The sequence below is a fragment of the Lentzea xerophila genome (assembly GCF_051094245.1).
Taxonomy (GTDB): Bacteria; Actinomycetota; Actinomycetes; order Mycobacteriales; family Pseudonocardiaceae; genus Lentzea; species Lentzea xerophila.
The window spans coordinates 5,372,998-5,394,617 of the sequence record NZ_CP194934.1; the positions used below are offsets into that span (position 1 = coordinate 5,372,998).

The following is a 21,620-nucleotide window of genomic DNA, read 5'->3' on the forward strand; positions in this document are numbered from 1 at the left end:
GGCCTCGTCGCGGGCCTGGACGGTGGCCGATCAGGGTGTGCTGACTCCCAGCGTGTACTCGCCCTCGATGTCGGCGCGCAGCGCGGTCACCGCGTCCTGGGCCTGGTCGCCCAGCGGGTCGCCGGGCAGTTCGGCGCTGAGCACCACCACGTCGTCCTTGGCACCGATCGGGTGCACGTCGCCGGCGATCGTGCCGGCGTCCTTGATCAGCGCGGTCACCGCGGCCTGATCTTTGGTGGCACCGCCGTTCCGTAGGGTGGTGCACATGTGACGGGGAGGGGTGGGCCATGACCAGGATCGCTGTAATTGGCGACGTCGGAGGGCACGCGATGCCCACACGAGCGTGAATCCGCGTAGGCGGCACGGCCGTTTCTCCGGCGCCCGGGTGTTCAGGGCCTCGGGTCACGTGCGGGGAACGCCGAGTCGTGAACGCACGGGCCGTTAGTGAGCCCGAAGGCTCGCAAACCAATACGGGCGCCAGCAGGTTCGGCACCCAACGCTGCGCGACAAGCCGCAAGACGCGTCTTGACGAAGCGTCACGCCGGGAAGCCGGACCGGCCCGCCGCCGCCACCCGATACCGCCCAGAAGTAGTGCCGAACTCCATCTCGAAGGCGTGCGAGAGCGCGTACGGAGAGCTGTAGCCGACCCGGCCGGCAATGCCCGCCAGGGTGTCGGCGGTATCCCGGAAGAGGCCGACGGCCAGGATCAGGCGCCACCACGTCAAGTAGGCCATCGGCGGACGGCCGACCAGCGCGGCCAGACCACCCGTCTGTAGAGCAACCTGCGACGTCACCGTTCAGTCGCTCGGCGACTTCCGCGCTCGAACGGACATTCGAAATTCCAGCGGCGTGTTTCACTACAACCCATGCAATATCTCAGAGCGCGTCACCTATGCACTCAGCATAGATTTCGCCATAGCGGGACGGGTCTACTTCCAGATAGCCGCCGGATCCAACGAAATAAGCACCGCGCGCGAAGCAGACCGAGAAAACTTCCAGCATGGATTCGATGTTCGGAAACTCTGTGTCGGCCGGCTCGCCGATGAGCACACCTGCGACGCAGGCCGTTCTTCCCCTTTCCACACGGCCGCGTAAATATCTCCACCGCCCGAGACCAGAAGCGGGATCCATGTGTCCCCGAGCTCTGAATCCTCTTGGTATGACGGTTTCATCCGGAGAGCCTCCGCCAACGAGACCGGCCAGTATCCAGGAATCACGCTGATCTCGTCCTGAGACTTGCCGGCCACCTCCAACACGCCGTTCCACCAGCCGAACCAGTCCCACACGTCCTGCGGCTGAATCCTCGCCTCGTCAAGGTCAGCAGGAGTGGTGCCTTGCCGAAGCAGGCCGACCACAGGACGCCCTAGCACCCGAAGGTGCTCGACCAGACCATTCAATCGGTCCACGATCACGACTTTCTCCCCTACGGGACGATTTCCTTCCAGAGGTCCGGCCGACCTTGACGAGGTATACCACTCGATCGCCCTGTCGAGAGGTATGCCGTTCCGACGACGAAACCGTCGTGCGACCGATCAACCAGACCGATCGCGGCGGCCCGGGAGGAGATCGGTAGCATAGCCACCGATTCGCACATCGTCCAGGAACGTCTTCCTGAATCCATTATTCGCGAGAGCAGATTCATCGATGACCGAGATGATTCTTCCTCGTGGCGGCGCGACCGGGTTCTTCTGGCTGGGGCACAACCACGTCCGCGACCTGCGACGGGCGGTCACCAGACCGACTGAGATGACGAGGGCGATGACACCCGCACGGGCAAGCAACCGGATCCGCAGCATCCGCCGGCAGTGTTCTGCCGCGACCGTCGTGGACAGCGCGCCCCACGTAGCGACGTGCCAGCGATGCGAACCTTTCTTGATCGAACAGACCGTGACGATGCCTCGCCGCACCGGCTTGCCCCACAGCCACCACACCCTTGAGATCGCCGCCTGTGCGGTTCCGGAAACTACTTGCCTGCCAGGAAAGCTCAGTGATACTTTCCCGGCAGGAAAGTACTAGCGGGGAGGGCACCATGGCAGACGGCTTACGACCCGGCGACGCGGTTCAAGCACTGGCCGAGATCGAACAGCGCCGGGAACAAGTGATCGAGCTGGCGATCATCCCCTGGCGGTACTGGTGGGCTGTCGCCGCGTTGCAGGTGGGCCTCGCGGCGGCGATCGACTCGCGTCAGCCACTCGCGATCGGCCTCGGTACCGGCGGTTTCGTGATCGGCATCCTGGCCGCGACCGGCTGGGTCCTGTCCGGTGCCCTGCGGCGGGCTCAGCCGCGCAACGATCTCATCAGCCCAGTTGGCGTCCTCGCGATCCTCGGCTTCGTGGCGGCGGTCCTGGCGGTCTCCCTGCCGACCGCGTTCGCGCTGGACGCCAACGGGATCGCCTATCCGGCGACCTGCGGCACGCTTCTGGGTGGCGTCGTCATGGTCGTCGGCGGGCCGCAGCTGATGCGGTTTCTGCGGCGGATCATGCTGGCCAACGGCTCTGAGGGTCGCCGATGATCAAGCCAAAGTTCGACGAGCTCATCCACGCTTCGACCCGGTTGTCCATCGTGGCGCTGCTCGCGGCCACCGAATGGGCGGAGTTCAAGTTCATCCGTGACAGCGTCGGGCTGTCGGACTCGGCGCTGTCCAAACAGTTGACCACCCTGGAAGAAGCCGGATACATCGAGATCCGCAAGGGGTTCGTCGGCAAACGGCCGCGTACCTCGGCACGACTCAACAGTGTCGGGCGTGCCGCGTTCGAGCAGCACGTCGCCGCCCTGCAGGAGATCGTGGCCCGCGCCGGCGCCTCGGTTCTGCCCCGCTGACGAACACCACACGCTCGCCGGTCTCGGCAGGCACAGCGCCTGCGCGACAATCGTCGTTCTGACCGCGACTTCGCCGGAGGGCCGTGTGACTGCATTGAGCGAACAGGTTCGGACGTGGATCGCGGCGCCGAACTTCTGGCACCTGGCCACGGTGAACGAGGATGGTTCACCGCACGTGTCGCCCATGTGGATCGACGCCGAAGGCGACTACATCGTCTTCAACACCGCTGTCGGTCGCGTGAAAGAAGGGAACCTGCGCCGTGATCCGCGAGTCTCGCTGTCGTGCGTCGACACGGACAACCCGTACGACCGGGTCGTGATTCGAGGCCGGGCCGTCGAGTTCGTCGAGGGCGCTGAGGCGGACCGCTGCATGGACCGGCTGGCGAAAAAGTACGTCGGGACCGATCGTTTCGAATGGCGGATTCCGGGAGAGCGGCGCGTCAAGATTCTTGTCGAGCCGACACGGGTTCGCCACGTTGTCGGAGTCGAGCCCTTCCGGCGTGGAGTTCTGCCGTCATCCTGAGATGTCAGCACCCGGACTGCGGCATTCAGGTGAACCCGTTCGGATGAAAACCGACCCAGGTCCGTGCTCGTCGAGGTACGTCAGCATCGGTGCCGACGCATCCCCTCAGATCCCCAGGCGTGGTGCGAGCGGCTACCGACGGTCGGGTTCGTGTGGCGGACGCCGCAACGACGACTTCGCTGGTCGCCCCAGTTCAGCGCACGGGCACGGAATGCAACGATGGGACAGGTCGTAACCGGGGCAGAACCGGATCAGTCCGCAAAAGCGCCGCAACGCGCACCCGGTCAGCAAGGAGTACAACCCACACACGGGTGACACCGCGCGGCTGGCCGTCCCTAGTCCTTCCGCAATACGATCTGACGCATCATGTGTGAGCGCACGGACGCCCCCGCGGACAAGGGCGACGCCCCCATCAACGACCCTCTGCTCACCACCCCGGTAGCCAGACTGATGGCACTGGCGATGGGGACGGATATCCGCGTGTTCGACGTGCCCGCGGAACGCAGCGTGGGACTCGCGGGCCTGGTCGGCCTCGGCTCCGACAAGAACGGCGAGCCGAAGTGCATGATCGGGCTCACCAGCGGCTTGGACGACGACCTGCGCGCCGACGTGCTGGCGTTCGGACTGGCGGTGCTCGTCGGCACACCGGAGATCCTCGACGAGAGCCCGGACGGCATCCTCGGGATCAGCAGGCACCGACTGCCCCAGGCCGACCACGGCCCCGGCAACCTCGCCTGGCACATGTTGCAGACGTGCGGGCGCGAGTCGCCATCGACGACGTTCCAGCTGATGATCATCCAGTCGGACGAGTAGGTCCAGCCCGGCACGGAAACCGGCACGATCTGAGGCCGGCACCTGCGCGTGGGACTCGGCAACGTAGGACTCAGAGGTCCACTCAGGATCAGAAGTTCCGCGGGACAATGACTTGCATGGCAGACAACAACCGCGAACTCGCCGATTTCCTGCGTCGGGCGCGCAGCCAGGTGGACCCGTCGCGAGCAGGCCTGCCGGCGGATAGCAGGGTCCGCCGGGTAAAAGGTCTGCGGCGTGAGGAAGTCGCACTGCTCGCCGGCGTCTCCGCCGACTACTACGCCCGGCTCGAGCAGGGCAGGCGCATCAACCCTTCCCCGGCGGTGGTCCAGGCGATCGGCCGCGCGCTCCAGCTCGACGACGCGGGGCGGGCCCATCTCGAAGACCTGATCGGACTGCCCACCGCACCGACGCGGCGGGCGCGCGGTGTGCAGCGGGTACGTCCCGGTCTCTACCAGCTCATCGACGCACTCGACGGCGAGCCCGCGCTCGTGCTCGGCCGCCGCACCGATGTCCTTGCCGCCAACCGGATGGCCAAGGCGTTGTTCGGCGACTTCGACAAGATTCCGCCGAAGCAGCGCAACTACGCGCGGTGGATGTTCCTGGACGAAGACGCCCGCGCCTTGTTCGTGGACTGGCAGGACCAGGCCCGTGCCGCGGTGGAAAGCCTGCGCTTCGAGGTCGGTCGCGACCCTCACGACGCGGCAACGATCGCGTTGGTCGCCGAACTGCGGGAACAGAGCCGCGAATTCGATCAGTGGTGGGAGCAGCACCGGGTCCATCAGCGCACCCACGGCTCCAAGCGACTGCGTCACTCGCTCATCGGGGACGTCACCGTCGAGTACGAATCGTTCCTCCTGCCCGGTGACCCCGACATGACTCTTTACGTCTACACCACCGAATCCGACTCGCCGTCACGACGAGCCATGGACATTCTCGCCAGCTGGACCGCCACTGGTCCTGGCGCCCACCAGTAACCGATCACGCGCCTGGCGACCAGGTGACCGATCGGGTCATCGCCTGGGCGCTGCCGAGGCAGGTCGCGGGATCGCAGAGCTCGTCGATCCGGTCGATGCCGAGAGTCGTTACGACGACCGGGTTTGCTCGAAGTTCGGTGGCCAGATCGGTACCGGTGTCGATCACCCGGCCGCAGGCGGCGTAGACGAGCTCGTGAGCGTGCTGGCGGCCGAGGTCCGGTGCGAGCGCCATCATCACCGCCTCCGCCATGATGAGCCCGCTGGTGAGGTCGAGGTTGGCACGCATCCGGGCCTTGTCCACGCGCAGGCCGGCCATGAGCTGGGAAGCCTGGGCGAGCGACGAGGAGAGCAGGAGGAACGCCTCCGGGATGACAGCCCACTCGATGTGCCACGGCCCGGTGGCGCGCTCGAAGTCCTGCATCATCGCGTCGAGCATCGCCGCTGCCTTGTCCCGCAACAGTTTCGCGGCCGCGACCATGAGTTCACTGGAGATCGGGTTGCGCTTCTGCGGCATGGTGGAACTGGCGCCGCGGCCTGGTGCGAAGGGCTCGGCCAGCTCTCCGAACTCGGTCGAGCACAGCATGGCCACGTCAGCTCCGATCTTGCCGGCCGAGCCTCCGATCGCGGCGAGCACGCCGACCATCTCGACGAGGCCGTCGCGAGCGACGTGCCAGGTGATCTCCGGGTCGCGGAGACCGAGCTCCGCGGCCAGTTCCGCGCGCACCCGCAGGCCCTCCGGTCCCGGCCCGAGTGAGGCGAGCGTTCCCACGGCACCACCGAACTGCACCATCAGGTCCCGCTGTCGCACGGCGGCGAGCCGGTCGGCGTGGCGATCCAGCGCCGAGAGCCACACGGCCACGCGATAGCCGAAGGTGATGGGCAACGCGTGCTGGAGGTGGGTGCGGCCGGCGGTGACGGTGTCGATGTGTTGCGCGGCAAGGCGTCGCAGGTACTCGCGCAGGCGATCGACCTCCGACTCGATGAGCGCGAGGGCATCGGAGCACTGCAGGACCAGCGCCGTGTCCATGATGTCCTGGGTGGTGGCACCCCAGTGCAGGTAACCGCCCGCGTCACCGGACTGCTCGGCGAGCTGGGTGACGATCGGCAGCACCGGATAGCCGACGTTGCCGGTGTCACGCCGCAGACGCTCGCGGTCGAGCTGTGCCGTTTCGCAGGACGCGGCGATCGATTCCGCCGCGTGCCGGGGGATGACGCCGACGCGCGCCTGCGCCCTCGCCAGTGCGACCTCGGTTCGCACTATCGCATCCACAAAGGACTGGTCGGTGAAGACCGCGCGCATCTCCGGTGTTCCGAACATGTCGCGGAACAGGAACGAGTCGAAGACCGTGCTGGCGGCCATCAGACGCGCACCGAACCCGCGTCGATAGCGACGTACTTCTGCTCCAGGTACTCGTCGGTGCCGGTGTTGCCGCCCTCGCGGCCGGCTCCCGACTGTTTCATGCCACCGAACGGGGCGCTGGGATCGGACACGTAGCCGCGGTTGAGACCGACCATGCCGGTCTCGAGCGCCTCGGTCATGCGCAGGGCCCGGCCCAGGTCCTGGGTGTACAGGTAGCTGACGAGACCGAACTCGGTGTCGTTCGCCTCGCGCAGCACGTCGGTCTCCGTGGTGAAGGTCCGGATCGCCGCGACGGGACCGAAGATCTCCTCCCGGCTGATCCGCGCACCCACAGGCACGTTGGTGATCACGGTCGGTGGATAGAAGTAGCCTGCTCCATTGGGCACCACTCCCCCGGCGCGCAGGCGACCGCCCGCGGCGACCGTCGCCTCGACCAAGCCGGCCACGCGACTCCGTTGCCGATCGTCGATCATCGGTCCCATGTCCGTCGCGGGGTCCGTGCCGTCGCCTACGGAGATCGCTTCCATTCGTGCGACTAGCTTCTGGCTGAACTCCTCGGTGACGTCAGCGTGGACGTGGAAGCGGTTGGCCGCGATGCAGGCCTCGCCGACGTTGCGGAGTTTGGCGGTCATCGCACCGTCCACGGCAGCGTCGACGTCCGCGTCCTGGCACACGATGAACGGTGCGTTGCCTCCGAGTTCCATGGAGGTGCGCAGGACCGTGGTGGCCGCCTGAGCCAGCAGATGACGCCCCACCGGGGTGGAGCCGGTGAAGGACACCTTGCGCAGCCGCCCGTCCCGCAGCAGAGGTTCAGTCACCGCCGCGGCATTCGAGGTCGTGACGACGTTGAGAACTCCGTCGGGGAGCCCGGCCTCCATCAGCACCGCGGCCAGAGCGGCTGTCGTCAGCGGTGTCTGCTCGGCCGGCTTGACGATCATGGTGCAGCCCGCCGCGATCGCCGGGCCGATCTTGCGCGCGGGCATCGCCAGCGGTGCGTTCCACGGTGTGATCAGCAGGCAGGGCCCAACTGGCTGCCGCATGACCAGCACACGGGCCGAACCGTCCTCGCTGACCTTCCAGGTGCCGTCGACACGGACCGCCTCCTCCCCGAACCAACGCAGGTAGTCGGCTCCGTAGACGACCTCGGACCTCGACTCGGCCAGCGACTTGCCCATCTCGAGGGTGATCAGGAGCGCGAACTCCTCGATGCGCTCGATCAACAGGTCGTGTGCACGGCGCAGGATCTCACCGCGGTGCCGCGGGGGCACTGCCGCCCATCGTCGTCGCGCGGCACTGGCGACGTCGAGTGCGGCCAGGCCATCGGCGGGCGTGCCGTCGGCGACCTCGCACAGCGGCCGGCCCGTGGCGGGGTTCTCCACCACGAACGTCGCGCCGCCCGCTGCTCGACGCCATCGGCCGGCGATGAGCAAGCCTTTCTCCACGCGGCCGACGACATCGGATGCGGACAAGGGGGCAACCACGGTGCTCACGCTTCTTCCCGGATGTTCGTGGTGACATGAGTTCGGAACCGGCTGGCCGCTGCCCCTCGTCCGGAAAGGGGAGGAGGGGCGCGACGGTGGTGGAGAGCGCCTGGCTACCTGGTGAGCGCGGCGATCATGGCCTCGGCCATCGGAGCGCTCGACGCGGGGTTCTGGCCGGTGAACAGGTTCCGCTCCTGCACGTTGTAGGCCTGGTAAGCCGGACCACCCGAGTGCAGCGCGCCCTTGTCCCGGAGCGTGCTGGCCAGCAGCCACGGCGCGTTCTCGGCGGTGCCGAACAACTGCTCCTCCTCGTCGGTGAAGGCAGCCATCCGCCGGCCGGCGAACACCCACCTGCCGTCGGTGTCCACAGCGGACAGCAGTGCGGCGGGCCCGTGGCAGACCGCACCGATGACCTTGCCTTCCCGGTCGGCCTGGACGAGCAGCCGGCCGAGGGCGGCATCCTGGTAGAGGTCGACCACCGGGCCGTGCCCACCGGGTAGGACCACGGCGACGTAGTCGTCGAGGTCGATCTCCTCGATCTTGAGCAGGGGACCGAACTCCCGCAGGGCACGCTCGGCATGCGCGACGTGGTGCGCGCAGTCCGGGCCCGCGATCTCCGGGTCGGCGCTGTGCTGGTCGAGCGGCTGGAGAATCCCGCCGGGTGACGCGAAGTCGACGGTGAACCCGGCCTCGACGAACTTCTCGTGCGGCGCGGCCAGTTCCTCGGCCCAGTACCCCGTCGGGTACAGCGAACCGTCCGTGCGCTCCCAGGTGTCGGCCGCGGACATGACGATCAGGATCTTGCTCACGATGGGTTCCTATGCTTGTGGTTCCGGGGTGGAAGGTCAGACAGCGGCGAAGTCGGTGGCGCCGGCGGTCTCCGCCGCGGCGTCGAGGTTCGCCTGCAGGGCCTGCACCTTGGCCGTGGCGTAGGCGTGCGAGTCCGAACCGAGCACCTGACGCAGCGGACCCTCGCCGCTCACGACCCGCTCGATCATCAACCGCGCGCCCTTCACCGGGTCGCCGAGCTGGTTGCCCTGCAGCTTCAGGTGGTTCTCGGTCATCTCCCGGATCGCCGGGTAGGCGTCCGTGGTGCCGTCCGGCAGCGCGAGCGAGTCGGCCGTGAGGAACTCGGTACGGAAGTAGCCGGGCTCGACGATGGTGACCTTGACACCGAAGCCGGCCACCTCGCCGGCGAGCGCCTCGCTCAGGCCCTCCAGCGCGTACTTGCCGGCGCAGTACAGCGCCCACCCGGGAACGGACGTCAGGCCGAGAACCGACGACACGTTGACGACGTGACCGCTCTTCTGCTCGCGCAGGATCGGCAACGTGGCCCTGAGGACGTTCCACACGCCGGCGACCTGAACGTCCAGCATGTCGCGGACGTCGCGGGCGCTGGTCTCCTCCACTGCCGCCAGGAAGCCGTAGCCGGCGTTGTTGACCACGACGTCAAGACCGCCGAAGCGCTCCGTCGTCTGGCGAACAGCCTGTGCGACAGCCGTTTCGTCCCGCAGGTCGACAGTGAGCGCCAGCAGGCGCGAGGTGTCGGCACCGTCACCGAGCGCGGACAGCAGACGGTCCGTCGAACGGGTCGTCGCCGCGACGTTGTCCCCACGGCTGAGGAGCTGCTTGACCAGTTCGAGACCGAGGCCGCGCGAGGTACCCGTCACCAGCCAGGTGGCAGGGCGATCCGTTGGGAAACTCATTGTCTTCCTTCGCTCTTCAGTGACGGAGAGTCCGGTCCGGGGCTCTTCCCCGGTCCGGCATGACTGAAATTCTGGTCCACGTAACGGGTTTTCAGGTGGTCATCGCGAGCCCTGCGCGACCTCGGACTCAGCGACCTGGGACTCGCAGTCCCACCCAGGACCGGAAGATCTGCGGAACAATGACCCGGCATCCTGCCGCTCCGGCCGCCGGCGCAAGGTGCCGCCGTTCGGTCGTGAGCTGTGGGACCGCACAGCACAGTTGTTGAAGACAACGCGCTGACAGAAACCCGGAGGGACCGGCAGATGTCCATGTTGCCCGTCGAACCCCACGATCCGTCGTGCACCTCCGCGCGCCTCCGGACCGGCCAGCCGGACGGCTCGGCATGAACGGGCACTTCTGGTGGGTTTCGCCGCACGACAACGAATCCCACGCCATTCCCCGGAGGCAGGCGGAGGGCGGTGCCGACGACGGCATGGTGGACACCGAGTGCGACAAGGTGCTGCTGGTCGCCCGTGCTCAGCATTCTTCGAATGGCAGGTTCTGCCGCCAGTGCCTGGTGAAGATCGGAGAGATGACTCCGGACGACAGCTGGCGGTGATCGCGGCAGCGCAGCGCTTGCCGTTGCGGAGGTCGTTGAGGCACAACGGTTCCCGATCACGCCTGTCCACAGTCGGCAGAGCGCGGCCCTCTCGCTCGTCCGACGACCTTTCCAGGACAACGTCTCAGGTCAGCCAGCGCCTCCCCTGCCCGGCGAGAACGCGGCCGAACCGGAGCTCGGGGAAATGCGCTCCCGCCCCGTAGGTGACGCAGTCCTCGAGCTCACGGAAGAGTCGCTCGCGGACCTTCTTCGCGAGTTCCGGATCGACGTCACCGATCGAGTGCCAGGTCGGCTCGTCGAGCTGAACCGGGCAGACGACCGCGTCGCCAAGCAGAAGCGCGCGGCGGTTCTGCGACGAGACGATGACGCTGAAACCTGTCGGTAGGCGTGGCACGAGCACATGAGGCCGCCGACCCCGGTCGCGGTCAGGTCGTGTTCGGCTTTCTCCGCACCATGGGACACAGCAGGGCTCCGGAACTCCTGCGCAGCTACCGCGCGGCGCACCCGCGAGTCCGGCTGGCACTGGTGCAGGCCGCGCACGAGGAACTGATCGAGCAACTGAACAACGGGACCATCGACGTCGCACTGACCACCATGAGGTCCATCGATTCGAACGTTGCCGCCACCGAACTCTTCCGCGAACCCTTCGTACTCGTGGTTCCCGCCGATCACCGGCTGGCACGCCGGGAGGCGGTCCGGCTGCACGACTGTCGCGACGAGACGTTCGTCGGCCTGTCCTCGAGCATCGCGCTACGCAGGCGCGTCGACGAGTTGTTCGGCACAGCCGGGATCCGGCCGCGCTACGGCTTCGAGACAGAGGAAGTGGAGACCGTACGCGGGCTCGCTGCCGCAGGGGTCGGCGTCGCCGTTCTGCCATCCCGCCACGGCGGCCCGCTGGCGGGTTCGGCGGAGGTGCCGATCGTGCAACGGCACTACCGGCAGATCGGCCTGCTCGTCTCTTCCCTGCACCCGCTGGAACCGACGGTCGAGACTTTCCGCGAGTGGGCCGTCCGGCACGAGTGGGCGCACGTTCCGAAGAGGCCGGGCAGTTCCGGCACGCGGCGAGATCGCAGCACCTGACACCCGTTCCCGGTACCGGGCGACGGCGATGTGTCAGCCTCACGGCGTTGCTGCTGCCGGCGCCGCTGCTCGACACCATCGTTCGCGACGCCGGCAGGAGTCAGGCCGGTCGGCGGAAGCCGTCGAGCATGGTGCGGAACAACGGGCAGACGTAGCCCGGCGTCGCCGTGGATCCTGGCGATGGCGAGCAGGGATCGTGATCTACGCGCCGCGCCGGATGACCGCCGGAGTCCGCGGGAGCAAGCATCAACGAGCCACGGCGGCGGCACGCTGGTGTGCCGTGGCAGCGGCGACGAGCTGGCCACCGTCTTCGTAGATCTGCGCGGCCCGCAGGTAGAACTCGTGTGCGGCGGCGGGATCCGCGGTGGCGTGGACGTCCCCGAGTGCGTCGAGGATCTGAGCGCGGTCGAAGTCCCGGCCGAGCTCGGTCATCAGCGCGAGAGCGCGGTCGAGATGGTCTCGGGCCACGGCGAGCTCGCCCTGTTCACCGTACTTGCATCCCTGCCAGAGCAGGACCTTGCCCAGGTTGTGGCGATCCGGCTCGTCGAGTCCGCGGAATCCGGACCACGCCACGGCCAGCAGCCTGAGCGCTTCCTCCGGCGTGGCCGGCTTGGCGGCGTGCAGGTAGGCCAGCGACGTTCGGCGCGGATCCCCGATGCCCTCGGCGAGTTCGATGTTCTGCTGGAGCAGCCGCCGCGCTCCGTCGAGGTCGCCCTGGTCGAACAGGGCGAGCCCCGCACCTTCGACCGCGGTCGCCTCCAGTGCCACGCTTCCCTGCGCACGGGCCAGCGCACTCGCGTCAGCGAGCAGGCGAGCGGCATCGGCGAACCGTGCCCGCGTACGTTGCGCGTATCCCTTCTGCACCAACAGAAGAGCCTTGACCTCAAGGCGACCCAGATGCTGCGCGGCCTCGATGCCCACGTCGTGCGTGGCGACCAGGTCGTCGGAACACTTCTCGGACTCGTAGAGCCACCACTGCGCCACGCACAGCCGCAGCAACGCCTCCAGCTCACCGAGATCAGCCGCGAGCTGGGCCACCGAGGGCAGCGTGGCGCGTTCGGCGAGCATCCACTCCCTCGGCTGCCGGTGCGCTGGATGCCCGGTGTCCACGACGACGTCCGGGAACAGTGCGCGCACCCAGGGGCGCTGCGGCTGCAGAACACTGTCGGCCGCGACCGCCCCCTTGACGTACCAGTGGACGAACGCACGCCTTCTCAGGTCGCAGACGTCGGTGCCGTCGACCTCTTCGGCGGTGTTGCGCGCGTGCTCGCGCACCAGAGCGTCCAGGCGCAACCTCGTGTCGATCCGGTCGACCATCCGCTTGCCCTCCACCAGCTCGCGCAGAATCGGGCGCAGCGTGGGCTCGGGCAGCTTCATCACCGCGGCCAGCGCCGCGACGGACACGCCGTCCGCCGAGGGATGAAGACCCAGCGTCCGGTACACCCGCTGGGCGGGTTCGGTGAGGCGGCGGTACCCGGCGTCGAGCACCGCGGCGATGGCGGGTTCGCCGTCGATGGTCATGCGGGTGATGCCACCGCCGAGCTCCAGTTCCTCCAGCAGCTCGCCGATGAGCAGGTCCGGAGCTTCCCTCAGCACCCGGCCCACCACGCTCAGCGCGACCGCCCGGCCTCCGCACAGGTCGACGAGGGCGGCCCGGGCGGCTGGTTCGGCGTCGATCCGGTCGCCGGCCAGGCCGCGGAGCAGCTCGGCGGCCATCTCGTCCTCGAGCGGTTCGACGTCGACGAACGTCGCGTCCTGCTCGGCCAGCGCACCGAACCCGCCCTGACCGGTGACGACCACCATCGACCGCCCCGGCCCCGGCAGCAGGCTCTTCACCTGCGCGGCGGTGACCGCGTCGTCCAGCAGGATCTGCAGCGACCGGCCCCTGGTGAGCGAGCGGAACAGGTTCATCCGCGATTCCAGGTCCGCGGGCACGTCCGCCTGCCTGATGCCCAGCGAGGTGATGAAACCGAACAGAACCTCGGCGGGCGCCGCGGAGTGATCCGACCACGCGCCCAGGTTCGCGCGAAGCTGCCCGTCGGGAAAGCGCTCATGGTGCTGCTGCAACCAATAGACGGCCGCGGTGGACTTCCCGCTGCCGCGGGCACCGGCGAGCACGACGATCGCGGGATCCTCGGAGAGGGACTCCAGCACGTCGTCGAGAACGGCCAGCACGTGCTTCTGGTTGACCAAGGTGCTGATCGGCCTGGGCAACTGGGCGGGAATCGGCAAGGTGAACTGGTTCATGTTCAGGTTCATGACACCGACCGATCCGGATTGGACGACGTTCGCCGCCGATCCCTCCACCCGGTTCCCGACGTTCTGCCCGTCCTCCACGCTGACCTCCCCGCACGCGCATTGGTCAAGATCGGCACCTTATCGCCTCTGTCACATCACCCGCACTCCGCGTGATCGCGGCTAGGATCGCGGCTTGTGTTCAATGCGCGACGACCAGAGGCTCTCGATCGGAATTCGCCGTGGATGACGCGTCGGGCAGATCGAACCGTATTGGCCGTCGTGCACAACGTCACGGCGGCTACCCGGCTGTTCGACGTGCTTCCGCTCCTGGCCGACGACCCCCGCGTACAGGTGCTTTTCACCTGTCCTGAATCGTCGGCGTTCCACGGCCGGCTCTCCGAGTACTTCAGCGAGCGGGGCGTGACACCGATCGCGTGGCAGCCGGCCGTGCAGACACCTTTCGACCTGGCGATCGCGGCCAGTCACGGCGGACCGCTGCACGAGCTGCAGGCGCCACTGGTGGTCCTGCCGCACGGAATGGGATATAACAAATACTTGCTCCGAAAATCGGAAGCGGGGCACCGGAAATCAGAAATCGGGCACCGGAAACCGGTTTTCGGCCTCTCTCCGGAATGGTTGTTGCACGAAGGCCGGGTCATCGCCACGTCGCTGGTGCTGTCACATTCTGAGCAGCTCGACCGGCTGCGGCGGTACTGCCCCGAGGCCGCGGAAGTCGCGGTCGTCGCGGGTGATCCCAGCTTCGACCGCGTGCTCGCCAGCCTGCCCCTGCGCCACCTGTACCGCGAAGCCCTGGGAGTCCGCGATCCGCAGCGCCTGATCCTGATTTCCTCCACCTGGGGCGACACCTCCCTGTACGGAAGGCAACCGGATCTCGCTCAGCGTCTTCGCGCCGAACTGCCGCTCGACGACTACGCGGTCGCCGTCGCACTGCACCCGAACGCCTGGTCCTTCCACTCCCCCTGGCAGATCCACCGCTGGCTGCACACGGCCGCGCGGTCGGGGGTGATCGTGTTTCCGGCGCACGAGGGCTGGCGTGCCGGTCTCGTGGCGGCGGACGTGGTGATCGGGGACCAAGGTTCCGTGACCTTCTACGGCGCCTCTCTCGGGCGGCAGGTCATCCTGGCCGAAGCACCGGACGAGACGGTGGACCCCGCCTCACCGATCGGCAGGTTCCTGGCCGCCGCACCGAAGTTGCGGTCCGCGGACCCGCTGCGGTCCCAGGTGGAAGCGGCACTGGACGCGACGCCCGGCGACGAGATCAGGGCCATCGCCGACCTCACGACGTCGGCTCCGCTCAAGTCACACTCGTTGCTGCGCACGGAGTTCTACCGTCTGCTGAACCTGCCGGAACCGGACGGCCCGGCGGAGGCGTCCGCGTTGCCGATCCCGGAGGCCTCCGGCAGAACCGCCGCCACCCAGTCGGTTCAGGTCACGCTGGACCAGGCAGGCGACCTCCTGCGCGCGGCGGTGGAGCGGCTGCCCGCCGAGCTCCTCCTGCGTGGCCGGCCGCTCGATGTCCACGCACACCTCGTCGTCAGCACGGACGAACCCTCGGAAACCGCGCTCCAACTGGCTGACGTGATCGTGCACGGAGAACCGGGCGAGGCGACGGTGTGGATCACCGAGACACTCAGGGCGTCGCCCGGCGCCACGGTGGCGGCACGACCGATCGACGACACCACCTGGCTCGCGGGAACCCGCGACGGGCACCGCGTCCGGTTCGGTCAGACCGGCACGTTCGGCGCGGCCCTGGCCTCGGTGGCGCTGGCCTGGACAGCGAAGGGCGAAGCTCTCCGCACCTTCCCCGGTCGTGTCGAACTGATCATCGGCGGGGTTCGGCACCACGTCACGGCGACGCCGTCCTCCTGCTGTTGCTGACTGTGGACGCCGGCCGCGTCACTGGTAGGAGATCATCGACGGTGTCGGTTCGTATGTCATGGTCTGCTGCGGGGTGAGCATCGGCTTGTCTTCGTCGTAGAAGTTCTTCCAGCCCAACGGCAGGTCATCCGGCCGGGCTCCCACGACGGCGTTCCACGTGGCCACCTTCTCGCCCGTCGTGCCCTGCCCGTCCATGTGGATCAGCAGCTGCACCTCGTCACGGCTGGTGTCGAGCGCCTGCTCGTTCCGGATCATCGACAGCTGGAACTGGTGCACCACAAGCAACTTCTGCGGCAGCAGCTTCGCGGCGGTCAGGTCGGCGAGCCACGCCGAGACCTCGTTGATCTCCGCCGCGTCAGCACCGCCGATCTGCTGCAGCGGCACCTGGTTCGGCCCGAGCTTCCACTCCGGGTCGATGGCCAGGCCGACGTGGGGCATCTCGAGCAGCGCCGTGTACCGCTTGGCCTGATCGACCAGACGAGCCCGGCCCGGTTGCAGGTCCAGGACCACATAAAGGCCTTCCTTCCCGGCCCTCTCCACCCACGGACGCAACGCCTCGACCTCCGTCTCGCCCGAGTAGTCGCCGTCCGGGCCGGGAACGCCGTGGGCGACGGTGGCGATGATCTCCAGCGCGGGCACGACCGGAACGTCGCTGAGCGGCTCGTACTCGGCGGCCAGCTTCTTGGCGCGGGCGATGCTGCCGTCGAGGTCCTGTTCGCCGAGTGCGCCGAGCGCGGGCCCGTCCGGATGGCCGTAGAGGCAGACCAGCATCCTGCCGGGGAAGAGGACCTGCCCACCGCCGGGCAGCAGACCACCGTGCAGCACCGTGTCGACCCGCCGGCGCAGCCGGTCCGGCGGACCGAAGCCCTTGCCCAGCGCCAGCAGCGCGGCGGGCGGCTCCGCGCGCAACGCGTCGATGGCGGCCGGGTCGCTCCTCGGATCGGCTCCCCGCACCGCGACGATCCGCGCCCCCGCCGCCCGCGCCGTGGCGACCGCGGCGACGTCGTCGCGGCCGCTGTCCGCCAGCACCGTCACGTCCACGGGGCCGGGGGCCTCGACGGCCGGAAGCCCTTCGGGCAGATCGGGCGACGTGTCACCGTCCTTGGGTGTGTCGATCCCGAGCACCTTGGCCGTGCCCGCCCATGCCTCGACTTCACGGCGCGCGTCGGCGCCAACGGTGAGCACCACCTGTGGTGCCAGCCTCTTCACCTCGTCGCGCACGACGCCCTGGGACGTGGCCACCGAACCGTTCTGGGCGGGGACCTGGAGCACCGGTACCCCCAACCGCTCCGCGACGACGCCCGCGCCGGCCGAGGCCGCACGGTCCGCCTCCGCGGCCACCACGACGACGGGAGCGCCGCGGAAGAGAGCCGAACTCACGGCGATCGCCGACGCCGCACCGGGCTGGGCGTCCAGCACGGCGGTCTTCTCGGCCGGCGCGGCCACCTGTGCCGTCACCGCATCGGCCGTTCCCTCGAACGTGAGTCCAGGCAGGTCTGCTGTGCAGCCCGCCAACACCACCGCGGACACCACCAAGGCGATGGGCCAGCGACTCCGCACCGCCACCCGATCACACGAACGTTCGCTCTTCCTCCGCCTCGACTCGCTCCAACCGGCCGCGACAGTGCGAGAAGGCTTGTGCTTGAGGCGTTTCGTCACGTCAGCCGTCCTCTGCGGATAGTGCCGTCCACGCGAGACGGAACCCCGTTTCCGGCCCACTGCACGAGGGGTAGCCGCTAGGGCGAGAAACCCTCATCGCCAGGCGATAACCACCCGAAGGGGGCAGCACCGCCGCGGTGACCACCGGCGGAGGCGACCTGGGCCGTCGGCGGCAGAGCCACGCCGACTTGACGGACCTGGTGCTCATCGAGTCCGGCCAGGCCCTTGCCGGCCTGGAAGGACTCCTCCACGGTCCAGCGGCCCCAGCGACGCGGACCAGTTCGCGCAGCGGAGTATCAGGAACGGACCCGGTCCGCGGGCGGAGTCCAGCTGGTGCAGCGGATCCACTCGGCCAGGTCCCAGGTGGTCGGCTCGATCGCCCGCACCGCTGCCAGGTCCGACGGGTATTCGGACCCCTTGGCGAACTGGCGGAACATCGCCTTGTCGAGGTCGTTGCCGAGGACGCTCAGCGGCAGGACCTCGTAGCGTGACGGTAGCCCGGCGCGCGCGCCGAACGCGGCCGCGATCTGGGGGCCCGTCGGCTCGTCGCCGATGACCTCGATGGCTCCGCCGGGCACGTCCGCGGTGCCGAGCAGGATCGCGGCGGCGACCTGGCCGATGTCCTTGATCGAGATCATCTTCAGGGCGATGTCGTCCGGCAGCGGCAGCCTCAGCACGATCGTTCCGTCCTCCAGGCTCGGCGCCATCACGGTCGCGAAGTTCTCCATGAAGGCGGTCGCGCGAACCATCGTCGCCCTCAGGCCGGAAAGCTTCAGGTATTCCTCGATCCGGTGCTTCGAGTCGTGGTGCGGCACGCCCGTTTCGCGATCGCTCCGGAGACCGAGTTGAACACGACGTGTGGCACGCGCGCCGCGGCCGCCGCATCGACGAGGGCCGTGCCCACCCGGACCTCCTCCTCGACCTCCTCGAGGCTGTTCGCCTCCGGGGTCATGAAGTAGAACGCGTCGACCGCCTCGAGCGCGGCGACCGTTGACGCCGGGTCGTCGATCCGGACGGTCGACAGCTCGACGCCCCGGGCGGCCAGCGCCCGCGCCCGGTCGGACTCGGGGGTGCGGACGAGGGCCCGCACCCGCGCTCCTCGGGCCAGCAGCGCGTCGACGACCGCCCCGCCCTGCTGCCCCGTCGCCCCGAAGACCGCGATCGCGCCGGGTTCCCGCGTGCTCATGTTGCCACCTCTCGTTAGTTCATGTCAGGAACTACATTAGTTCCTGACATGAACTAACGCAAGGCGCGCGGGTGCCCCGCAAGACACTGCGCGGTAGGTCAGGATGAGATGGACGGCAAGACGCCCGACGCGTCCACGATCGCGGTGGCGAGGCGTTCGAAGTCGCGCTGGTCGTCGGCGTCGAGGTTCCTTGCGACATCGGGCAGGCGCTTGACGGTCTCGGCGAACACCGCTTCGGCGAGCACCTTCCCCGCAGGCGTCACCCCGAGCATGACGACCCGCCGGTCCTGCTCCGAGCCCACCCGGCTCACCAGGTCGCGGCGCTCGGTGCGGTCAACGAGCTGACTCAGCGCGTTCTTGCTCAAGCCGAGCGAGGCCGCGAGGTACGCCATCTGCCGCGGCACATCCTTGACCGCACACAGCAGCGTGGCCTGCGAAGGCGTCAGCTCGTACTCGGCGCAGATCTGCGCGTACCTGCGCTGGATCAGGACCGAGAGCCAGAAGAGCTTGTCGCCGTAGTCCACGCCCGCCGCCCCTCGTCTGGTGCCCAACACCCAGCTTACCGACGCCGACCGGCTTGCCCGACCGTTCGCCTTGCCTGGCCTGGAGCGCCGAGGACACCGCACAGGCTTGACACCTTAACGACGTTCAGTCACTGTTGCCCACAAGTGAACTTAGTTAAGGAGCGATCATGACGGCTGTCATCGAGGGCGGTCCCGACGCCGCGGGACAGCTGGGTTCCCGCGACCGCACCGTGATCGGGGTGCTGCTGGTCTCCGCGTTCGTCGTCGTCCTCAACGAGACGGTCATGAGCGTGGCGCTGCCGGTGCTCATGACCGACCTGCGGATCGAGGCGAGCGTCGGGCAGTGGCTCACCGCCGGCTTCCTGCTCACGATGTCGGTGGTCATCCCGGTCACCGGCTTCCTCATCCGGAGGGTGCCCACGCGCATCCTGTTCGCGACGGCCATGGTGCTGTTCAGCTCGGGCACGCTGCTCGCGGCGGTCGCGCCGGACTTCGGCGTGCTGTTCGCCGGACGCGTCGTGCAGGCCAGTGGCACCGCGATCATGATGCCGCTGCTCACGACCACGGTGATGACGCTCGTGCCGCCGGCCCGCCGGGGCGTCCTGATGGGCAACATCGCGATGGTCATGTCGGTGGCGCCGGCCATCGGGCCGACGGTCTCGGGCATCGTGCTGGACCTGCTCGGCTGGCGTTACGTGTTCTGGCTGGTGCTGCCGGTCGCGCTCGCCACGCTGGTACTGGGGCTGCGGCGGATCACGAACCTCGGGGAGCCCACCCCGATGCCGATCGACGTGGTGTCCGTGGTGCTCTCCGCGCTCGGCTTCGGCGGGCTCGTCTACGGGTTGAGCAGCGTCGGCCACTCCGGTGGCGGCTCCTCGCCGGTCGTGACATGGGGCGCGTTCGCCGTCGGCGCCGCGGGCGTGGTCGCGTTCGTCGCCCGGCAGTTGGTGCTACAGCGGGCCGACCGCGCCCTGCTGGACCTGCGCACGTTCCGCTCGCGGACGTTCACCGTCGCGAGCGTGATGATGATGCTGATGATGGCGATGCTGCTGGGGACGATCGTGGTGCTGCCGATCTACCTGCAGAGCGTGCTGATGCTGGAGCCGCTCACCACGGGTCTCCTGCTCCTGCCGGGCGGGCTGATCATGGGTGTGCTGGGGCCGGTCGTCGGGCGGCTGTACGACCGGTTCGGGGCGCGGACGCTCCTCGTGCCCGGCACGGTCGCCACCAGTGCGGCGCTGTGGTCCGCCACGCTGTTCACGGCCGACAGCTCGCTGCTGCTGGTGGTCGGGTTCCACCTGGTGCTGTCGGTCGGGCTGGCGTTCGTGTTCACGCCACTGTTCACCGCGGGTCTGGGGGCGGTGCCGGAGAAGCTGTACCCCTACGGCAGCGCCATCTTCAGCACCGTCCAGCAGTTGGCCGGGGCCGCCGGCGTCGCGCTGCTGGTGAGTGTCCTGTCGGTGCGCTCGGCAGCGCTCGCCGCCGAGGGTGCCGCGCTCGTGGAGCAGACGGCGGCCGGCGTGCACGCGGCGTTCGTGGTGGCCGCCGCACTGTCGCTCCTCGCGATCGCCGGGGCCTTCCTGGTCCGCGGCTCGGCGTCCGTCGGGACACCCGCGACGCACTGACATCGGCAGGCCGACGCCCATTCGGTGAGCAGGCTGGCCAGGCGAGAGTGCTCGCCTGGCCAGCTGCCATGCCGTTCGGCCAGGCCGCCGTCGTGGGGCGCGCGACCTTCTTCGCCACGGTTGACTCCTTAACTTTGTTCAGGCATGCTGGTCACAGAGTTGAACAAAGTTAAGGAGACAGAAGATGCGTGCTGTAGTCGTCAACGCCGCCGGCGAGTCGCCGGTCTGTGGTGAGTTCTCCGAGGTCCCGGTTCCGTCGGGTCGTGAGCCGCTGAGCCTGGTCGGTGCGGGTCTGCACAACGTCGTGCGCGGGATGGCGTCGGGAGGGCATTACGGCCGCCGGATGGACTACCCGGTGATCTTGGGGATCGACGCGGTCGCCCGCACCGGTGACGGGCGCCTGGTCTACACCGGTTATGCGCGTCCGCCGTTCGGGACGATGGCCGAGCGGCTGATCGCCCCGCACCAGGTGGAGTTGCCGGCCGGCGCGGATCCGCTGATGGTCGCCGCGGGCATGAACCCGGCCCTGTCGGGCTGGGTGGTCCTCGAGTCGCGACGTACCGAAGTGGGGGCGTTGGGCACCGTGCTGGTGCTGGGCGCGACCGGGATGTCGGGCAGCCTCGCCGTGCAGGGGGCGCTGGCGCTCGGGGCGGACCGGGTCATCGCCGCCGGCCGTGACCCCGAAGCCCTGGAGCGGCTGCGCGACGCCGGAGCGACGACCGTGACGCTGGCGCAGGACAGCCCCGACGCCCTGGAGAAGGTGCTGGCCGACGTGGTCGCCGAAACGCCGCCCACACTGGTGCTGGACTACCTGTGGGGACCGATCGCCGAGGCTGCCTTCTCCGCGCTGATCCAGGCCGGCGAGGCCGACACGGCCTACGTGCAGATCGGCTCACTCGCGGGCCTCAACGCCTCGGTGCCCGCGGAGCTGTTGCGCAGCCGCCGGATCCAGATCAGCGGCAGCGGCGCGGGCTCGGTGTCCTTCGAGGACATGTTCGCGCAGGCACCCGAGGTCATGGCCCGCTTCGCCGACGGCTCCCTGCACATGCCCTACACCGCGTTCCCGCTCAGCCGCATCGACGAGGCCTGGGCACACACCGGACGCAGCCGGGCCGTCGTCGTCCCCGACTGAG

24 protein-coding genes are annotated in these 21,620 nt (G+C 68.6%); 10 read left to right on the forward strand and 14 right to left on the reverse strand.

Features of this window, described 5'->3' with window-relative positions:
- Positions 1-30 precede the first annotated feature (30 nt).
- The 4 genes from ACRSBM_RS25695 to ACRSBM_RS25710 all read right to left on the reverse strand — a co-directional run bounded on the left by ACRSBM_RS25695 (position 31) and on the right by ACRSBM_RS25710 (position 1,931).
- A complete protein-coding gene (locus ACRSBM_RS25695) occupies positions 31-219 on the reverse strand; it encodes a hypothetical protein (protein ID WP_434446818.1) in 189 nt (62 codons plus the stop codon).
- Positions 220-536: 317 nt separating this feature from the next.
- Positions 537-794, reverse strand: a complete 258-nt coding sequence (locus ACRSBM_RS25700) for a helix-turn-helix domain-containing protein (RefSeq protein ID WP_434446820.1) — start codon at positions 792-794, stop codon at positions 537-539.
- A gap of 135 nt (positions 795-929) precedes the next feature.
- Positions 930-1,412, reverse strand: coding sequence for a hypothetical protein (locus ACRSBM_RS25705; protein ID WP_434446822.1), 483 nt, complete (start codon positions 1,410-1,412; stop codon positions 930-932).
- A gap of 120 nt (positions 1,413-1,532) precedes the next feature.
- A complete protein-coding gene (locus tag ACRSBM_RS25710; protein ID WP_434446823.1) occupies positions 1,533-1,931 on the reverse strand; it encodes a hypothetical protein in 399 nt (132 codons plus the stop codon).
- Positions 1,932-2,029: 98 nt separating this feature from the next.
- Between ACRSBM_RS25710 and ACRSBM_RS25715 the strand changes: the two genes are divergently transcribed.
- The 5 genes from ACRSBM_RS25715 to ACRSBM_RS25735 all read left to right on the forward strand — a co-directional run bounded on the left by ACRSBM_RS25715 (position 2,030) and on the right by ACRSBM_RS25735 (position 5,130).
- Positions 2,030-2,512 (forward strand): hypothetical protein, encoded by a 483-nt coding sequence (locus tag ACRSBM_RS25715; protein WP_434446825.1) that lies wholly within the window; start codon positions 2,030-2,032, stop codon positions 2,510-2,512.
- Positions 2,509-2,820, forward strand: a complete 312-nt coding sequence (locus ACRSBM_RS25720) for a winged helix-turn-helix domain-containing protein (protein ID WP_434446827.1) — start codon at positions 2,509-2,511, stop codon at positions 2,818-2,820. The genes ACRSBM_RS25715 and ACRSBM_RS25720 overlap by 4 nt, the downstream gene beginning before the upstream one ends.
- 85 nt (positions 2,821-2,905) lie before the next feature.
- Complete coding sequence (locus ACRSBM_RS25725; protein ID WP_434453217.1) at positions 2,906-3,343, forward strand: PPOX class F420-dependent oxidoreductase; 438 nt, start codon at positions 2,906-2,908, stop codon at positions 3,341-3,343.
- A gap of 366 nt (positions 3,344-3,709) precedes the next feature.
- A complete protein-coding gene (locus ACRSBM_RS25730; protein WP_434446829.1) occupies positions 3,710-4,156 on the forward strand; it encodes a hypothetical protein in 447 nt (148 codons plus the stop codon).
- A 116-nt stretch (positions 4,157-4,272) separates the two neighbouring features.
- Positions 4,273-5,130: a helix-turn-helix transcriptional regulator gene (locus tag ACRSBM_RS25735; protein WP_434446831.1), complete on the forward strand. Its 858-nt coding sequence runs from the start codon at positions 4,273-4,275 to the stop codon at positions 5,128-5,130.
- Positions 5,131-5,134: 4 nt separating this feature from the next.
- On the opposite strand, the gene pcaB is transcribed toward ACRSBM_RS25735, so the two are convergent.
- The 4 genes from pcaB to ACRSBM_RS25755 form a co-directional block, all read right to left on the reverse strand.
- Positions 5,135-6,490 (reverse strand): 3-carboxy-cis,cis-muconate cycloisomerase, encoded by a 1,356-nt coding sequence (pcaB, locus tag ACRSBM_RS25740; protein ID WP_434446833.1) that lies wholly within the window; start codon positions 6,488-6,490, stop codon positions 5,135-5,137.
- Entirely contained in the window at positions 6,490-7,932 is a 1,443-nt protein-coding gene (locus ACRSBM_RS25745) for an NAD-dependent succinate-semialdehyde dehydrogenase (RefSeq protein WP_434446835.1), read from the reverse strand. Before ACRSBM_RS25745 ends, pcaB begins: the two co-directional genes overlap by 1 nt.
- A gap of 152 nt (positions 7,933-8,084) precedes the next feature.
- The gene (locus ACRSBM_RS25750; protein WP_434446837.1) at positions 8,085-8,780 is read right to left on the reverse strand and encodes a type 1 glutamine amidotransferase domain-containing protein; all 696 of its coding nucleotides are present in this window, start codon (positions 8,778-8,780) and stop codon (positions 8,085-8,087) included.
- A 36-nt stretch (positions 8,781-8,816) separates the two neighbouring features.
- Positions 8,817-9,677 (reverse strand): SDR family oxidoreductase, encoded by an 861-nt coding sequence (locus tag ACRSBM_RS25755; protein WP_434446839.1) that lies wholly within the window; start codon positions 9,675-9,677, stop codon positions 8,817-8,819.
- Between the two features lie 383 nt (positions 9,678-10,060).
- Here ACRSBM_RS25755 and ACRSBM_RS25760 point away from each other — a divergent pair, with 383 nt between their 5' ends.
- Positions 10,061-10,276, forward strand: coding sequence for a hypothetical protein (locus tag ACRSBM_RS25760; RefSeq protein WP_434446841.1), 216 nt, complete (start codon positions 10,061-10,063; stop codon positions 10,274-10,276).
- A gap of 124 nt (positions 10,277-10,400) precedes the next feature.
- Here ACRSBM_RS25760 and ACRSBM_RS25765 read toward each other — a convergent pair whose 3' ends face one another.
- Positions 10,401-10,670: a hypothetical protein gene (locus ACRSBM_RS25765; RefSeq protein WP_434446843.1), complete on the reverse strand. Its 270-nt coding sequence runs from the start codon at positions 10,668-10,670 to the stop codon at positions 10,401-10,403.
- On the opposite strand from ACRSBM_RS25765, the gene ACRSBM_RS25770 reads away from it, so the two are divergent.
- Entirely contained in the window at positions 10,664-11,356 is a 693-nt protein-coding gene (locus tag ACRSBM_RS25770; RefSeq protein WP_434446845.1) for a LysR substrate-binding domain-containing protein, read from the forward strand. The two genes, ACRSBM_RS25765 and ACRSBM_RS25770, sit on opposite strands and share 7 nt — an antisense overlap.
- Before the next feature lie 246 nt (positions 11,357-11,602).
- Here ACRSBM_RS25770 and ACRSBM_RS25775 read toward each other — a convergent pair whose 3' ends face one another.
- A complete protein-coding gene (locus ACRSBM_RS25775) occupies positions 11,603-13,693 on the reverse strand; it encodes a tetratricopeptide repeat protein (RefSeq protein WP_434446847.1) in 2,091 nt (696 codons plus the stop codon).
- A 180-nt stretch (positions 13,694-13,873) separates the two neighbouring features.
- On the opposite strand from ACRSBM_RS25775, the gene ACRSBM_RS25780 reads away from it, so the two are divergent.
- Positions 13,874-15,493, forward strand: a complete 1,620-nt coding sequence (locus ACRSBM_RS25780) for a hypothetical protein (protein ID WP_434446849.1) — start codon at positions 13,874-13,876, stop codon at positions 15,491-15,493.
- An 18-nt stretch (positions 15,494-15,511) separates the two neighbouring features.
- Here ACRSBM_RS25780 and ACRSBM_RS25785 read toward each other — a convergent pair whose 3' ends face one another.
- From ACRSBM_RS25785 to ACRSBM_RS25800, 4 genes are all read right to left on the reverse strand, one after another.
- The gene (locus ACRSBM_RS25785) at positions 15,512-16,951 is read right to left on the reverse strand and encodes a hypothetical protein (protein ID WP_434446851.1); all 1,440 of its coding nucleotides are present in this window, start codon (positions 16,949-16,951) and stop codon (positions 15,512-15,514) included.
- A gap of 497 nt (positions 16,952-17,448) precedes the next feature.
- The gene (locus ACRSBM_RS25790) at positions 17,449-17,967 is read right to left on the reverse strand and encodes an NmrA family NAD(P)-binding protein (RefSeq protein ID WP_434446854.1); all 519 of its coding nucleotides are present in this window, start codon (positions 17,965-17,967) and stop codon (positions 17,449-17,451) included.
- Positions 17,925-18,338, reverse strand: coding sequence for an NmrA family NAD(P)-binding protein (locus ACRSBM_RS25795; RefSeq protein ID WP_434446856.1), 414 nt, complete (start codon positions 18,336-18,338; stop codon positions 17,925-17,927). Before ACRSBM_RS25795 ends, ACRSBM_RS25790 begins: the two co-directional genes overlap by 43 nt.
- A gap of 98 nt (positions 18,339-18,436) precedes the next feature.
- Positions 18,437-18,889, reverse strand: a complete 453-nt coding sequence (locus ACRSBM_RS25800) for a MarR family winged helix-turn-helix transcriptional regulator (RefSeq protein WP_434446857.1) — start codon at positions 18,887-18,889, stop codon at positions 18,437-18,439.
- A 140-nt stretch (positions 18,890-19,029) separates the two neighbouring features.
- Between ACRSBM_RS25800 and ACRSBM_RS25805 the strand changes: the two genes are divergently transcribed.
- Both ACRSBM_RS25805 and ACRSBM_RS25810 read left to right on the forward strand, forming a co-directional pair.
- Entirely contained in the window at positions 19,030-20,487 is a 1,458-nt protein-coding gene (locus tag ACRSBM_RS25805) for a DHA2 family efflux MFS transporter permease subunit (RefSeq protein WP_434446859.1), read from the forward strand.
- A 184-nt stretch (positions 20,488-20,671) separates the two neighbouring features.
- A complete protein-coding gene (locus ACRSBM_RS25810; RefSeq protein WP_434446861.1) occupies positions 20,672-21,619 on the forward strand; it encodes a zinc-binding dehydrogenase in 948 nt (315 codons plus the stop codon).
- Position 21,620: the final 1 nt, after the last annotated feature.